Below are 15,427 nucleotides of genomic sequence, written 5' to 3' on the forward strand. Positions count from 1 at the left end.
CCGACGTATTCCGAGACGGGAGCACCCGATGACGGAACGAACAGAGGGCGCCCGCACTCCGGACGTCCGCCGGGTGTCCCACGGCCGCGTGCTCGCCCCGCGACCCCTCGGAGAGACCCGCACCTGGCCCCGGAGCTTCGCCGACCGGCTCACCGCGCCGCTCCCCGGTGTCCTGGGCCTGTCCCGGCTCGCCCGGGAACACTCCGTCCGGCCCAACGCCGAGGGACTGCGCGGAATCCACCGGCTGCCCTACGCCCCCGAACCGCTGCCCGCCGCCCCGGCCGGCACCACCTGCGTCACCTGGGCCGGGCACGCCAGCTGGATCATCCGCACCGGCGGCCTCACGATCCTCGCCGACCCCGTCTGGTCCCGGCGCATCCTGGGCACCCCGGCCAGGATCACCCCCGTCGGCGTCCGCTGGGAGGAGCTGCCGCCGGTCGACGCCGTCGTCATCAGCCACAACCACTACGACCACCTCGACGCCCCCACCCTGCGCCGGCTGCCCCGGCACACGCCCCTGTTCGTCCCGGCCGGACTGGGCCAGTGGTGCCGCCGCAGGGGATTCACCGTCGTCACCGAACTCGACTGGTGGGAGTCGGCCGAACTGGACGGCGTCCGCTTCGACTTCGTCCCCGCCCACCACTGGTCCCGGCGCACCCTCACCGACACCTGCCGCTCGCTCTGGGGCGGCTGGGTCATCGAGGCCACCACCGGCCCCGGCGGCGGTCGGATCTACTTCGCGGGCGACACCGGATACGGCCACTGGTTCACCGAGATCGGCCGCCGCCACCCCGGCATCGACCTCGCCCTGCTGCCCATCGGGGCGTACGAACCGCGGTGGTGGCTCGCCGACGTGCACACGGACCCGGAGGAGGCCGTCCAGGCGTACGAGGACCTCGGCGCCCACGCCATGGCCCCGATGCACTGGGCCACGTTCCTGCTCTCGGCCGAACCGGTCCTCGAACCGCTCACCCGGCTGCGCACGGCCTGGCAGCGCGCCGGCCATCCCCGCGAACGGCTCTGGGACCTGCCCATCGGCGGCTCGCGCCTCCTCGACACGGCGGACGAACCGCGCCCCGTCGGCCGCTGACCCCCGGGCTCAGCGCCCCGCCCGCAGCCGGCGCCACACCCCGGGCGCCGCGCTGATCAGCAGCGTCAGACCCACCGCCGCCACCACCCCCTGCCACGGCTCCGGGAACAGCGAACCGCCCAGGATCCCGATCAGCTGGTACGTCGCCGCCCAGGCCAGACACGCCGGCACATCCCCCCGGGCGAACCGCCGCAGCGGCATCCGGCCCAGCAGACACGCCAGCATCACCGGGATCCGCCCGGCCGGCACCAGCCGCGAGAGCACCAGCACCACCACACCGTGCTCGTCCAGCTTCCGCTGCGCCTGCGCCAGCCGCTCCGGCGCCGCCCGGTCGCTGATCGCCCGCAGCCACCGGGAACCGTTCTTCGACCCCACCCCGCGCTGCCCCAGCCAGTACAGGCATATGTCGCCCAGGAACGCCGCCGACGACGCCACCGCGAACACCACCAGCAGGGCGAACGGCGCCGACTGGTGGAACGCCACCACCGCCGCCGAACTCACCAGCGCACCCGTCGGCACCACCGGCACCAGCGCGCCCAGCGCCACCAGCAGGAACAACGACGGATAGCCGACGGCCTGCTGGGTCGACTCCGGGGGCAGCGTCGCCGTCTGCCGCAGGAACTCCGGGATCACCCGCGCGCCCCCGGCCGCACATGCTCGCCGTGCGCCAGCCGGTGCACCGCCACCTCCGGCGCCCGCAGCGCCGCCTGCCGCACGAACTCGTCGCCCGGCGCGTGGAACTCGTGCGGCCGGACCCCGTCCAGCCCGATCGGCCAGTACGTGCCGTAGTGCACCGGCACCGCCGCACGCGGCGCGAGCCGGGTCAGCGCCTCGGCGGCCCGCCCCGCGTCCAGGTGCCCGTGCCCCAGATACGGCCCCCAGCCGCCGACCGGCAGCAGGGCCACGTCCACCGGGCCGACCACCCGCGCCATGTCGTCGAAGAGCCCGGTGTCCCCGGCGAAGTACGTCCGCGCCTCGCCCTCCACCACATAGCCCAGCGCGGGGGACCGGTGCGGGCCCAGCGGCAGCCGCCGCCCGTCGTGCAGCGCCGGCACCGCCCGGACGCGCACCCCGCCCACGCGCAGCTCGTCCCCCGGGGCGACCTCCGTGATCCGCACCCCGCGCCCCCGGCGCAGCGCACGCAGTCCGGGCACCGCCCCGACCGCCCCCCGCGGGACGACCAGCCGCGCCCGGGGGGTGATCCGGGCCAGCGACGGCACATGCAGATGGTCCGCGTGCAGATGCGAGATCAGCACCGCGTCCGCGACCGCCGCCGCCGGAGGAGGCAGCGCGCCCCGGCGCCGGCGCAGATGCGCGAAGCGCCGTACGAAGAGGGGATCGGTCAGGAACCGGACCCCGGAGTCCTCGATCGTGCAGGTGGCATGGCCCCACCAGGTGATGTCCACCGGCACCCGCCGTCTCCCTCCGTCGTCTGCCGACGAGCCTACGGGGCGCGCGCCCGGTCCGGTCGGCGAGTCCCGGCCTTCCGGCCCGCGCGCGGCACCGCCCCGGACACCGCCCGGCGGGGGCGCGCGGCACGGCTCCGGCGCGCGCCCCAGCCCCGCGTACGCCCCTCGGGCCCGACGTGCGCCTTCTTGTGCGGGAATCCGGCGGGTAGGGTCGGAGCACTCCGGACAGGAACCAGCACGGGGAGACGGCCATGGGGGACGTACGGGTGGCGGCCATCGCCAGCCTCACGCCGCTGGAGGAACTCGACAGCGAACCCTTCCTCGTCGACACCCGCAGCCAGCACGCCATGTGCGCCCGCTGGGCCGCCGACCAGGGATACGTCGTCACCCGGCAGCTCCGCCTCTACGGGATGCGCCCCGACCACCGCGCGCTCTGGGCCGATGTGGAGGGCGGCGAGGTCGAGCTGTTCGTGGCCCCCACGGACCGGGTCCTCGCCCGTGCCGTCGCCTCCGTGCCGCAGTTCGCCGCCGAGTGCGAGCGCCGCGGCGTCCGGCTGGAGATCGCCGGCCTCGACGAACCGGAGTACAGCTCCCGGACCAAGGCCAGCGTCCACCGCAGACTCTCCATGCCCACCGCCGGCTACGACGGCTGCTGACCCGGGCCCGGCCCGCCCCGGGCCACCGCTCCGCCGTCCGTTCCGCCCGCTGTGAAAGGCTGGGCGGGGACCGGAACGGCAGGTCCCGGACGTGTGAGGTGGCGGCGGAGTGAGTGGCGGGCGATGGCGGACGGCCGGGAGCGCCCTGATGCGAGTGATCGCGGTATGGGGGGTCTCGACCCTCACCATGCTGGTGCTCGCCGGGATCCTCCCGGACTTCCAGCTCCAGTCCGCCGACGGCGACAGCTGGACCAAGACCGCGTTCACCGCGGCCTGGGGAGCGGGCGCCTTCGGTCTGCTCTCCGCCCTCGTCTGGCCGCTGCTCGTACGCGCCCTGCTCATCGTCCCGGCGCTCGTCCTCGGGATGCTCGTCTTCTTCCTCAACGGCTCCCTGTTGATCGTCGCCCTGCGGCTGATCCCCGACGGGCGCGGAGCCGCCGCCCCCGAGACCGCCGTCGTGGTCGCCGCCGCGATGTCCGCCGTCGCCTCCGCGACCTCCACCGCCCTCGCGGTCCGCGACGACAACGCCTACCGCCGCCGGCTCTCCCGCCTGGCCGAACGGCGCCGCCGCCGCAGCGGTGCGCCCGGCACCGACGGGGACGGCCCGCCCGGCACCGTTTTCCTCCAGCTCGACGGCGTCGGCCACGACGTCCTCGCCCGCGCCGCCGCCGACGGCGTCATGCCCACCGTCGCCCACTGGCTCGCCGACCCCGCCGGCCACCGCCTCACCCCGTGGCGCACCGACTGGTCCAGCCAGACCGGCGCCAGCCAGCTCGGCATCCTGCACGGCAGCAACCACGACGTGCCCGCCTTCCGCTGGTACGAGAAGGAGACCGGCGCCGTCATGGTCTCCAGCCGCCCGGCGAGCGCCCTCGAACTCCAGCGCCGCGCCATCCTCCGCACCCACGACGGCGGACTCCTCACCGTGGACGGCGCGAGCCGCGGCAACCTCTTCAGCGGCGGCGCCGACCAGCTCGCCCTGGTGCTGTCGATGGCCGCCCGGCGCGGCAAGGGACGCCGCTCCCGCGCCGGGTACTTCGCCTACTTCACGGACCCCGCCAACGCCGTCCGCACCGCCCTCTCCTTCGTCGCCGAGGCCGGCCGCGAGATCGGCCAGTCCACCCGGGCCCGCATCCGCAAGGAGACCCCCCGGATCAAACGCGGCTGGCTCTACCCCTTCATCCGGGCCTTCGCGACCGTCGTCGAACGCGACGTGGTGGTCGCCGCCGTCATCGGGGACATGTTCGCCGGCCGGACCGCCGTCTACGCCGATCTGGTGGCGTACGACGAGGTGGCCCACCACTCCGGACCGCACGGGCGGGACGCGCGCAAGGTGCTGGCCCGGCTCGACCGCGCCCTCGCCCTGATCGTCAAGGTCGCCGAGCACACCCCGCGCCGCTACCGCATCGTCCTGCTCTCCGACCACGGCCAGAGCCCGGGGGAGACCTTCGCCGGGGCGTACGGGCTGACGCTGAAGGACCTCGTCCGGGCCGGCAGCGGACTGCCCGTCCCGCGCCGCGCCCAGCGCACCCGCAGCGGTTCCGAGGCCCGCGACGCCGTCCGCATCGCCCTGCACCGCCCGGTCGCCGCCCAGGGCGAGGAGGAGCACGTCGCCGCGACCCCCTCCGACCCCGTCGTCCTGGCCTCCGGCAACCTCGGCCTGATCTCCTTCCCGGACATAGGGGGCCGCGCCACCCAGGAACAGCTGGACCGCCGCCACCCCGCACTGCTCGGCACCCTCGCCAACCACCCCGGCATCGGCTTCCTGCTGGTCCGCAGCGAACGCGACGGATCGGTCGTCCTCGGACGCGACGGCGCCCGCGTCCCGGTCGCCGACCTCACCGACGGACAGGGCCCGCTCGCCCCCTTCGGACCGGGCGCCGCCGACGCGATCCGGCGCACCGACACGTTCCCGCACGTCGCCGACGTGATGGTCAACTCGATGTACGACCCCGAGACGGACACCGTCCACGCCTTCGAGGAGCAGATCGGCTCCCACGGCGGTCTCGGCGGCGCCCAGTCCCGCCCCTTCCTGCTGTGGCCGCGCGAGATGACCGACCCCCTGGAGGTCGTCGGCGAGGACGGGGCACCGGCGGCCGAACTGGTCGGCGCCGAATCGGTTCACCGCGTCCTGCGGCACTGGCTGCGCGAGGTGTCCGGGCCCCAGGTCCCCCTGCGCGACACCCGCCGCCGCACCGGTGCGCGCCGCTTCGGCCGCCGCACGGCGCGGGGCGTGGACGGGACCGGGGCCCCCGGATCCCCGGCGGGCGGGCCCGGCCGGGGGACGGACGCCGGCACCGGGGCGCGGGGCTGACCCGCCGCCCGCCCCGGTGCCGGCTCAGGCGGACTGCCGCCGCACCAGCGTCGGATGGAAGACCACCGACGGCGGCGGGACCCCCGGCCCGCCGATCTGCTTCAGCAGCAGCCGGGCCATCTCGGCGGACATCTCCTCGATCGGCTGGCGGACCGTCGTCAGCGGCGGATCGCAGGCCAGGGCCGCGCTGCTGTCGTCGAACCCGACGAGCGCCACGTCCCCGGGCACGTCCCGCCCGGCCCGCAGCAGCACCGGAACGGCACCCAGGGCCATCAGGTCCGAGGCGATGAACACCGCGTCCAGATCCGGCCGCTCCGCGAGCAGCCGCCGCATCGCGCCCGCCCCGCCCGCGTGCGTGAAATCGCCCTCCGCGGCGGCCACGTCCACGATGCCGTGCGCGGCGAGGGCGTCGACGAAGCCCGCGAGCCGCGCCTGACCGGCCGGCATGTCCTGCGGGCCCGAGACCGTGCCGATCCGCCGCCGGCCCAGCGCCGCCAGATGGTCGGCCGCCAGCTGCGCGCCCGCCCGCTGGTCGGCGTCCACATAGGTGAGCGGCGTCGGCCGGAGCGGCCGCCCCGCCAGGACCGCCGGCAGCCGGGTCTCGTGCAGCAGCCCCGGCAGCGGATCGTCCGCATGCGAGGAGATGAGCACCACCCCGTCGACATGGCCGTGGCGCAGATACGAGACGAGCTGGGAGCGCGACTCCTGGTCGTCGGCCAGCATCAGCACCAGCTGGACGCCCGCCGGGCGCAGCACCTCCAGCAGACCGCCGACCACCCGCCCGAAGTACGGATCGGAGAACATCCGCCCCACGAACGGCTCGGCCACCGTGCGCCGTTCGCGCTCGGAGACGACGAGCGCGATCGAGTCGGTGCGCCGGGTCACCAGCGAACGGGCCGCGCGGTTGGGCACATAGCCGGTGGCGTCCACGGCCTCCTCGACCATCCGCCGCAGCGCCGGGTCCACGGTGGTCGCCCCGTTGATCACCCGGGACACCGTCGCCCGGGACACTCCGGCCACCCCGGCCACGTCCTCCAGGGTCGCGGGACGTGCGGGCGGGGGCGCTTCGGCAGTCATGCAGTCTTTATACCGGGTGGTACGACCGGCGCGGAACGCCCGCCCGGCCGGGGCGGAGGCCCGGCCCGCGCTCAGCCGGACCCCTCCGACAGGCTCGGGATCCCGGCGAGTTGGGCGGTCCGCTCGGCGACCAGACCGGTGGCGAGGCGCCGCGCGTCCGGCCGGGTGCCGGCCGTGGTCTCCGAGCGCGAGACCTGCGAGGACTGGCGCAGATGCGCGCGGATCAGGGTCACGAGCAGGCGGTCGAACGCGAGCCCCGAGAGCGTGCGGGCCCGCGCCAGATCGGGGGCGGTGACCATGCCCGGCATGGTGTGGCCCTCGTGGACATTGGTGTCCGGCAGCCCCATCCGGGCCAGCAGCGGGCGCAGCCGGGCCAGTTCGCGGTTCTGCGCGGACCGCAGGGCGGCGGCCCAGGCCCGCACCCGGGGATCGGCGGACCGGTCCGGGGCGAGCGCGAGGAGCGCCAGGGCCTGTTCGTTCATCGGGGTCATCAGCTGAACCCAGGCGGCGTCCGTGGGATCGGCGGGTGCGGAGAGCGGGGAGGGGGAGCCGGTGGCCGGGGCCGGGCGGGACGGTGCGGCGGAGCCGCCGGATCCCGACGGGCCGGCGCAGCCGGTGAGGACGAGGAGCAGGGAGAGTGCCGCGGTGGTGCGGGCCGCCTTCATCACGGGGTCCTCGGGAGAAGGGCCCGTCCGGGGTGCGGGGACCCCGGACGGGCGTCGGACGAATGACGGACGGTCAGGGAGTGCCGTCGGCACCGCACTTGATGATGGCGTTGATGCAGTCACGCACCCGCTGCGCCATCTCGGCCTCGGGCCACACGTTGAAGAAGTCGCCGTGCATCGTGTAGCCGGGACCGGAGGCCAGCCGGAAGCGGGACGGATCCCCGTTCACCGGGTAGCGCAGCACCTGGCGGAGCTTGGGCACCGGCACCGGGTGCGTGGCGGGGCACTCCCCGCCCACCGGGTAGGACATGTGGCTCTTGTGGTCGGGGGAGTCCAGGTCCTTGCCGTTCCAGCACTGCGGGAAGTCGAGGTAGGACTCCAGCATGGCGTCGGACGGGCAGTTCACGAAGTCGTGGGAGGGGTTGACCTCCCCGTGGTGCAGACACGACCAGCGCGAGATGGTGTTGTCGTCCGGCCCGGTCGCCTTCGCGTTGCCCGCGACGATCCGCAGGCCCCGGGGGAAGGGCTTGATCTGCCGGATGACGTCGTCGCGGACGCCCTCGCCGAGGTAGTAGAAGGTCGTGCCGGTGGGCTCGACCTCCTTGTCGCCGTCGTAGAGCGTCGGCACCCAGTACGAGGACAGGTCGATGTCGGGGGAGCAACTGCTCCGCGCCTTCTCCAGCGAGGCGAGGTCGGAGTTGCCGTTGGTCGAGTCGTTGCCGAAGAAGCTGTGCATGTGCGAGGCCCCGGGCAGCCCGGGGAAGACGATCGGGTCGTCGGGGGCCCGGTGGGTGTACGGGCACTCGGCGAGGAACTCGGCGACCCGGACCACATCGGCGGCCGCCGCGGATGCGGCGGGGACCTGGGTGTCCGGACCGGCGGACGCGTTGCCGGTGTTCGCCTCCAGGAAGGACAGGGCCAGGACGGCGGCGACGAGCGCCGCGGTGCGGCGGCGGCCGGGCCGGGTTCTGCGGTGGCTGTCCTCGTGGGCGCGTCGGTGACGGAAGAAGAGCACGGCACTCCTGTTCGGGGAAGTGGGGGATTCCGGTCTGAGAGAGCGCTCTCTGCGAGGAACGTAAAAGCGTGTTACGGGCATGTCAAGAGAGGCTGCGGTTCCGGAACTCCGTGTGGTGAACAGCCAGTTGAGAGGGCTCCGTGATGGGAGAGCGCTCTCTTGTGAGAGGTTCCGCGTCAGGTCGCCGCATATGGGGGCGGGGCGCGGTGCGGGGCCGTACGGGGGCCGGGCCGGTCCGCCGCGACCAGGGCGTTGTCAGTGGTGGACGGCAGGATGGAGGGCATGACGAACTCAGCTGTTGTGCTCGCCGACACCGCCGCCTACGCCGCCGCCGTCGAAGAGGCGTCCCGGGCCGCCGCCGCGTACTACGCCACGGGCGAGAGCGCGCTCGACGACGACGCGTACGACCGGCTCGCGCGCGGCATCGCCGCCTACGAGGAGGCGCATCCGCAGGAGGTGCTGGCCGATTCGCCGACCGGCAAGGTGGCCGGCGGCACCGCCGTCGGCGACGTTCCGCACACGGTGCCGATGCTCTCCCTGGACAACGTGTTCTCGGCCGAGCAGTTCGCCACCTGGACCGCCTCGCTGGAGCGGCGGATAGGCCGCCCGGTCGGTGCCTGGAGCGTCGAGCCGAAGCTCGACGGCCTCGCGGTCGCCGCGCGTTACCGGGAGGGCAGGCTGGAGCGGCTGATCACCCGGGGCGACGGCACCGCCGGCGAGGACGTCTCGCATGCGATCGGTACGGTCGTGGGCCTCCCGGCCGAGCTGGCCGAGCCGGTGACGATCGAGCTGCGCGGCGAGATCCTGATGACGTCCGAGCAGTTCGAGCGGGCCAACACGGCCCGCACCGCGCACGGCGGCGCCCCCTTCGCCAACGCGCGCAACGGCGCGGCGGGCACCCTGCGCGCCAAGGACCGGGCGTACACGGTGGAGATGACGTTCTTCGCCTACGGGGTCGTCGCCCTGCCCGACTCCGGGGAGACGGCCACCGCCCTGGCCGAGCTGCCGCACGGCGAGACACTGACCTACGCGGCCGGGCTCGGCGTGCACACCGCCGGGGAGACGGTGGTGGCGCCGCGCACCCTGACCACGGTGGAGGAGGTCCAGGCGCGGATCGAGGAGATCGCCTCGCTGCGCGCCTCGTTGTCCTTCGGCATCGACGGCATCGTCATCAAGGCGGACCTCGCCGCGGACCGGCGGGACGCCGGCTCCGGCAGCCGGGCACCGCGCTGGGCCATCGCCTACAAGCTCCCGGCCGTCGAGAAGGTCACCCGCCTCCTGGGCGTCGAGTGGAACGTGGGCCGCACCGGCATCATCGCCCCGCGCGCAGTCCTGGAGCCCGTCGAGATCGACGGATCGACCGTCGGCTACGCCACCCTGCACAACCCCGCGGACATCACCCGCCGCGATCTGCGCGTCGGCGACCATGTGATGGTCTACAAGGCGGGCGACATCATCCCCCGCATCGAGGCACCGGTCGCCCATCTGCGCACGGGCGAGGAACAGCCGATCGCCTTCCCCGAGTCCTGCCCCCAGTGCGGATCCGAGATCGACACCAGCGAGCAGCGCTGGCGCTGCGTCCGGGGCCGCGACTGCCGCCTCGTCGCCTCGGTCTCGTACGCCGCCGGGCGCGACCAGCTCGACATCGAGGGCCTGGGCGCCACCCGGGTCGTGCAGCTCGTCGACGCCGGTCTCGTGAAGGACTTCGCCGATCTGTTCGCCCTGGAGCGCGAGCAGTTGCTGGCGCTGGAGCGGATGGGCGAGACCAGCACCGACAATCTGCTGACCGCGATCGACGCCGCGCGCCGCCAGCCGCTCTCCCGGGTCTTCTGCGCGCTCGGGGTGCGGGGCACCGGCCGCTCCATGTCCCGCCGCATCGCGCGCTACTTCGCGGACATGGACAGGATCCGAGCCGCCGACGTCGAATCCCTCCAGCGGGTGGACGGCATCGGCAAGGAGAAGGCGGCGGCCGTCGTCGCGGAGCTGGTGGAGCTGGCCCCGCTGATCGACAAGCTGGTCGCCGCCGGGCTGACGATGACCGAGCCGGGCGCGACCCCGCCGCCGGAGCCCGGCGAGGAGGGCGCGGAGGCCACCGACGGTACGGCGGGCGGGGCCGCGGGCGGGGAGGCCGGGAGCGCCGGGGGTGCGGCTGCCGGACCGCTGGACGGGATGACCGTCGTCGTCACCGGCGCCATGACCGGCGCGCTGGAGAAGCTCTCGCGCAACCAGATGAACGAGCTGATCGAGCGGGCCGGCGGAAAGTCCTCCTCCAGCGTCTCCAAGCGCACGACCCTTCTGGTCGCCGGTGAGAAGGCCGGCTCCAAGCGTGCCAAGGCGGAGGACCTGGGGGTGCGCATATCCGGCCCGGAGGAGTTCGCCGCGCTCGTCGCCGCGTTCCTGCCGGACGCGGTCTGACCCCACCGCCGGCCGCCGGGGCGTTCGGAGGGCCGGGCCCCGGCGGAGGGCGGCGCGGGCGGCGTCGGTGGTCCAGGGGCCTTGGGGGCTGGGGTGGCCTTGGATTTTGCGTGGAAGTGGCTTTCTTTGCCTCCCTATTGCATAGTGAGGGTTCGGCCATGCCTCGCGATGCGCGGGTCCATGGGTGTGTGAACGGCCGCGTCGGCGGACCGGGGGTGAGGGGCGATGCGTTCTGTGCGCGACGGGCGCCGGCGGACCGGATCCGGTCACCGGCCGGACCGGCAGCGGACGGTGTCCCCCCGGCTCCCGCACCACGGCGTGACCCGCGGTATCGCGCTCGACCTCGGCAGCTCCGGCATCCGCGCCTGGATCCCCGGGCAGGGCGTCGTCGCGGACACCGGCTCCGGCCGGGCCGACGCACCGGCGCACGACGGCCGGCCGGTCCGCCGCGGGCGCATCGTCGACCCCGAGTCCTGCGGCCGGACCCTCGGCCGCATCGCGGACACCGCGCTCGGCGCCGACCGGGGCGACGCGGTGATCGTCCTCAGTCACCCCCTGCTCACCGGTCCCGAACACCGCGCGGCGGCACGGGACATGCTCGCCGCGCTGGGCCCGGCCGATGTCATCATCCTGGACAGCGCCAGAGCGGCGGCCGCCTGCGCCGGACCGCACGACGGGGGACCCCTGCTCGTCGTCGACATCGGCGCCGAACTGACCGAGGCGACGCTCCTCGTCGGCGGCCGGGTGCGCGACGCGCGCCTGGCCGAGACCGGCACCAGTGATCTGGAGGCCGGCGCCCCGCCCGCCGCCGTCGTCGGCACCGTCCTCGACATGGTCATGGACATGTGGCGGCAGGACCGGCACGGGGCGCTGCTCGGCGCCCTGCGCCGGGGGCCGCTGCTCACCGGCGGGGGAGCGCTCCGTCCGGACATCACCCAGCGCGTCGCGGTCCGCCTCGGCGTCCCGGTCCGGCTCACGGACGACCCGGCGACCACGGTCGTACGCGGAGCCGGACTGGTCCTCGGCTCCGTGCTCCGCCACGCCGCACCCGCCCTGCCCGGCCGGACCAGGTGACCCCCCTCCCGGGGCCGCCCCGGGGGAACGCACCCCGAGGGGACCGGCCGCACACCCCGGCACCGCGCGGCGTTGCGGCGCGCCCCGGCATTCCGCCGCTCCCCGGCGCTCCGAGGCCCTCTGGCCCTTCGAGATCCCGAGGCGCTTCGAGACGCGTCGACGGGCCGCGACCTGTCGGCGTCGCGAGATCCGTCGGTGTGCTGAGACCTGTCGACGTGTTGAGGTCGGTCGGCGTCCTGAGATCCGTCGGCGTTCCGCCCTTCCCCGGCGTCCCGACACCCCCTGTCGTCCAGCCGCTTCGTGGCGCGGCTGCCCGGCGGTTCCTTGCCGCGCTGCTCCTCGCCGTCCTCGCGGTGACGGGTGTCGCACCGGCGGCGCTGGGGCAGGTGCCGTCGGCCTCGGGGTACGTGCCCGCGGAATCCGCGACCGCGCCCGTGGCCGGAGCAGCCCACGCGACCGCGCCCGCGTCCCGCACGTCCGACGAGGTGGGGTCGCCGGCGGACAGCGGGGCATCGTCCTCCGAGGCGTCGGCCCGTCCCGAGCCGACAGCCGCCTCCAACTCCACGGCCGTCCCCACCCACTCAGCCGTCGCACCCTCCTCGCCGGTCCCCGACCCGACGGCCGTCAGGACCTCCTCACCCGTCTCCACCGCGCCCACCGTCTCCACCCCGCGCACCGCTACCACCCCGCCTGCCGTCTCCACCCCCACCGCCGTCGACACCCAGCGGTCGGTCCCCACCACGACGCCCCAGCCACGTGTCGCCCCGCACCCGCGCGCCACCCCGCACCCGCGCGCCACCCCGCACCCGCGCGCCACCCCGTACCCGCGGGGCGTGCCGCAGTCCTGGGCCGTGCCCCCGACGGGGGCCGTTCCTCCGCACTGGGCGGCCGGTCAGCCGTGGGCGGTGTCCGAGCACCCGCGCGCGCCGCAGCATCTGCCGCCTCCCGGGCCCGGCTTCCTGCCGTCGTCCCCGCCCGGCCTTCCGCCTCCGCACCCCGTCCCCGGGGGGCCGTCCGCCGTACCGGCGGCGGCCGCCGACCGCTTCCGTGCCGCGCTGCCCGGCGTGCGCGGACCTCCGAGCGCGGCCGTTCACCGGCCGTGGGACCCGGCACCGGTCCCGACCCACCTCACCGCCGTGACGGTTCCGCGCTCCTAGAGCCGGCCGTCCTGTGGAGGATCCGCTCTCCTCCGCAGGACCGGCCGCCTCCGAGGGGGCCGGAACCACCCGTCCGGCACCCCTCGGAGGACCCACGCATGACCCGCGCCACCACGGTGCGGGCGGTACTGGCCGCGGCCGTACTGCTCGTCTCCGTGCTCATCACGCTGACCATGTCCCCTCGACTGGGCCTCGATCTCCAGGGCGGCACCCGGCTCGTCCTGCAGGCGAAGGACTCCGACACGGCGAAGGCCGACCGGAAGAGCACCGACCGCACCCTTGAGGTGCTCCGCAAGCGCATCGACTCCCTCGGTGTCACCGAACCGACCCTGACCCGGTCCGGCGAGGACCGGATCATCGTCGAACTCCCCGACGTCCAGGACCCGCGCAAGGCCGCCGAGGTCATCGGCCGCACCGCCCAGCTCACCTTCCACGCGGTACGCGGCCCCGGCACCGCCGCCGACGCCGACACCACCCGGTCCGGAAAGACCGACGCCGAGACCGGCGACAAGTCCGGCACCCCGGGCACCTCCAGCACCGAGGGCCCCACCGCCACCGGCTCCGAAGGACCCACGCTCCCGGACGAGCAGGGCCGGTTCCTCGCTCTCGGGCCCGTCGCGCTCTCGGGTGCGGGGGTCAAGGACGCGTCGGCCTCGTTCGACGCGCAGCAGGGCGCCGGCTGGTCGGTCTCGCTGGACTTCCACAAGGGTGCCGGCCGGGACTGGACCAAGCTGACCGGCGAGGCGGCCTGTCACCCCGTCCAGGACGAACGGCGCCGGGTCGCCATCGTGCTGGACGAGAAGGTGATCTCCTCGCCGCAGGTCTCCCCGAGCGTCGGCTGCAACACCGGGCTGCCCTCGGGATCGACCCAGATCACCGGCGCGTTCAGCGCCGACGAGGCGCGCGAACTGGCTCTGCTCATCCAGGGCGGCGCCCTGCCCGTCCCCGTCGAGATCGTCGAGCAGCGGACCGTCGGGCCCACGCTCGGGGCCGACGCCATCGACGCCAGTGCGCGGGCCGCCCTGATCGGCGCCGCGGCCACCGCCCTGTTCATCACCGTCGTCTACCGGCTCTTCGGCGCCCTCGCCGCCGTGGCCCTGGCGGCCTACGGAGTCATCTCGTACGCCGCGCTGGTCGGTCTCGGAGTGACGCTCACCCTGCCGGGGCTGGCCGGGTTCGTGCTCGCCATCGGCATGGCGGTCGACGCGAACGTGCTGGTCTTCGAACGGGCCAGGGAGGAGTACGCCGCACGGCCGGGACGCTCCCTGCGCACCTCGCTCGTGTCCGGGTTCCGGCACGCCTGGAGCGCGGTGGCCGACTCCAACGTGACCACGCTCATTGCCGCCGGACTGCTCTTCTTCCTCGGCTCCGGCCCGGTCAAGGGCTTCGGTGTCACGCTCGGCATCGGTGTGCTCGCCTCGATGTTCTCCGCGCTGGTCATCGCCCGGGTGCTCACCGAGACGGCCTCCCGGTCCCGCTTCGTCTCCGACTACCGGGGCGTCAACGGCATCGCGAGCCCGGGGCGGGTGCGGACCTGGATCACCCGCCGCGACCCGCAGCTCATGCGCACCCCGCGCCGCTGGCTGATGGTCTCCGCCGTCCTGGTCGCCGTGGCCGTCGCGGGCATCGTGGTGCGCGGCGTCAACCTGGGCGTCGAGTTCACCGGCGGCCGGCTCGTCGAGTACGCGACCAGCCGGCCGGTCGACGTCGAGCGGGCCCGTACGGCGCTGGCCGGGGCGGGCTTCGGCGACGCCGAGGTCACCACCGCGGGCGCCGGTGACATCTCCGTACGCACCGGGGACCTCGACAACGACGCCGAGCACCGGCTGCGCGCGGCACTGGCCGAGGAGGGCGGCGAGACCACCAAGGTCCGCGACGAACTCATCGGGCCCAGCCTCGGCGACGAACTGCGGCGCAACGCCCTGATCGCCCTGGCGATCGCCGTCCTCGTCCAACTGGCCTATCTGGCGATCCGGTTCCGCTGGACCTTCGCCGTGGCCTCGGTCGGCGCGCTGGTCCACGACGTGATCATCCTGATCGGCGCCTTCGCCTGGCTGGGGCGCACCGTCGACGGGATCTTCCTGGCGGCGCTGCTCACGGTCATCGGCTACTCGGTCAACGACTCCGTCGTGGTCTTCGACCGGGTCAGGGAGCTGTGGGCCAAGGCCCGCCGCAAACCGCTCGCCGGCATCGCGAACCACGCCGTCCTGCAGACGGTGCCGAGGACCGTCAACACCGGGATGGGCGCGCTGTTCATCCTCACCGCGCTGGCGGTCCTCGGCGGCGACTCCCTGGAGGACTTCGCCCTCGCCCTGCTGATCGGCATCGTCGTGGGCACGTACTCCTCGGTCATGACCGCCGTACCGGGAGCGCTGCTGCTGGAGAGCAGCGGCCGGGTCCCGCCGCCGGCCCGGACGCGCGCCCCGCGCGCCCGCTCGGGAGCCGGGCGCCGCGATCCGCTCGACAACGGCGCCCGGGTCTGAGACCCGTCGTCGCCCCCGCGCCGCGCACCCGTGGCGCGGGGGCGACACGCGGCGGACGTTCCCCCCGGGCCG

The 15,427-nt window shown here is 74.8% G+C and carries 12 protein-coding genes; 7 read left to right on the forward strand and 5 right to left on the reverse strand.

Annotated elements, in window-relative coordinates; all coding sequences use genetic code 11:
• Window positions 1-28: 28 nt before the first annotated feature.
• The gene (locus tag ACZ4FH_RS13905; RefSeq protein WP_467304602.1) at window positions 29-1,090 is read left to right on the forward strand and encodes an MBL fold metallo-hydrolase; all 1,062 of its coding nucleotides are present in this window, start codon (window positions 29-31) and stop codon (window positions 1,088-1,090) included.
• Between the two features lie 9 nt (window positions 1,091-1,099).
• On the opposite strand, the gene ACZ4FH_RS13910 is transcribed toward ACZ4FH_RS13905, so the two are convergent.
• A complete protein-coding gene (locus ACZ4FH_RS13910; protein WP_385107137.1) occupies window positions 1,100-1,720 on the reverse strand; it encodes a DedA family protein in 621 nt (206 codons plus the stop codon).
• Window positions 1,720-2,502, reverse strand: coding sequence for an MBL fold metallo-hydrolase (locus ACZ4FH_RS13915; RefSeq protein WP_467304603.1), 783 nt, complete (start codon window positions 2,500-2,502; stop codon window positions 1,720-1,722). Before ACZ4FH_RS13915 ends, ACZ4FH_RS13910 begins: the two co-directional genes overlap by 1 nt.
• Before the next feature lie 248 nt (window positions 2,503-2,750).
• On the opposite strand from ACZ4FH_RS13915, the gene ACZ4FH_RS13920 reads away from it, so the two are divergent.
• A complete protein-coding gene (locus ACZ4FH_RS13920) occupies window positions 2,751-3,155 on the forward strand; it encodes a hypothetical protein (protein ID WP_385106864.1) in 405 nt (134 codons plus the stop codon).
• A 148-nt stretch (window positions 3,156-3,303) separates the two neighbouring features.
• Window positions 3,304-5,469, forward strand: a complete 2,166-nt coding sequence (locus ACZ4FH_RS13925) for a phage holin family protein (RefSeq protein WP_467304606.1) — start codon at window positions 3,304-3,306, stop codon at window positions 5,467-5,469.
• Between the two features lie 24 nt (window positions 5,470-5,493).
• On the opposite strand, the gene ACZ4FH_RS13930 is transcribed toward ACZ4FH_RS13925, so the two are convergent.
• The 3 genes from ACZ4FH_RS13930 to ACZ4FH_RS13940 all read right to left on the reverse strand — a co-directional run bounded on the left by ACZ4FH_RS13930 (window position 5,494) and on the right by ACZ4FH_RS13940 (window position 8,226).
• A complete protein-coding gene (locus tag ACZ4FH_RS13930) occupies window positions 5,494-6,546 on the reverse strand; it encodes a LacI family DNA-binding transcriptional regulator (RefSeq protein ID WP_467304607.1) in 1,053 nt (350 codons plus the stop codon).
• A 71-nt stretch (window positions 6,547-6,617) separates the two neighbouring features.
• Window positions 6,618-7,211: a DUF305 domain-containing protein gene (locus ACZ4FH_RS13935; RefSeq protein ID WP_467304609.1), complete on the reverse strand. Its 594-nt coding sequence runs from the start codon at window positions 7,209-7,211 to the stop codon at window positions 6,618-6,620.
• Between the two features lie 73 nt (window positions 7,212-7,284).
• Window positions 7,285-8,226, reverse strand: a complete 942-nt coding sequence (locus tag ACZ4FH_RS13940) for a DUF1996 domain-containing protein (protein WP_467304611.1) — start codon at window positions 8,224-8,226, stop codon at window positions 7,285-7,287.
• Between the two features lie 273 nt (window positions 8,227-8,499).
• On the opposite strand from ACZ4FH_RS13940, the gene ligA reads away from it, so the two are divergent.
• The 4 genes from ligA (at window position 8,500) to secD (ending at window position 15,355) form a co-directional block, all read left to right on the forward strand.
• Complete coding sequence (gene ligA, locus ACZ4FH_RS13945; protein ID WP_467304612.1) at window positions 8,500-10,641, forward strand: NAD-dependent DNA ligase LigA; 2,142 nt, start codon at window positions 8,500-8,502, stop codon at window positions 10,639-10,641.
• Window positions 10,642-10,866: 225 nt separating this feature from the next.
• Entirely contained in the window at window positions 10,867-11,715 is an 849-nt protein-coding gene (locus ACZ4FH_RS13950) for a rod shape-determining protein (protein WP_467304614.1), read from the forward strand.
• Window positions 11,716-11,930: 215 nt separating this feature from the next.
• Window positions 11,931-12,872, forward strand: coding sequence for a hypothetical protein (locus tag ACZ4FH_RS13955; protein WP_467304616.1), 942 nt, complete (start codon window positions 11,931-11,933; stop codon window positions 12,870-12,872).
• A 98-nt stretch (window positions 12,873-12,970) separates the two neighbouring features.
• Entirely contained in the window at window positions 12,971-15,355 is a 2,385-nt protein-coding gene (gene secD, locus ACZ4FH_RS13960) for a protein translocase subunit SecD (RefSeq protein WP_467304618.1), read from the forward strand.
• Window positions 15,356-15,427: the final 72 nt, after the last annotated feature.

It is taken from the genome of Streptomyces sp. NPDC024555 (assembly GCF_055559335.1).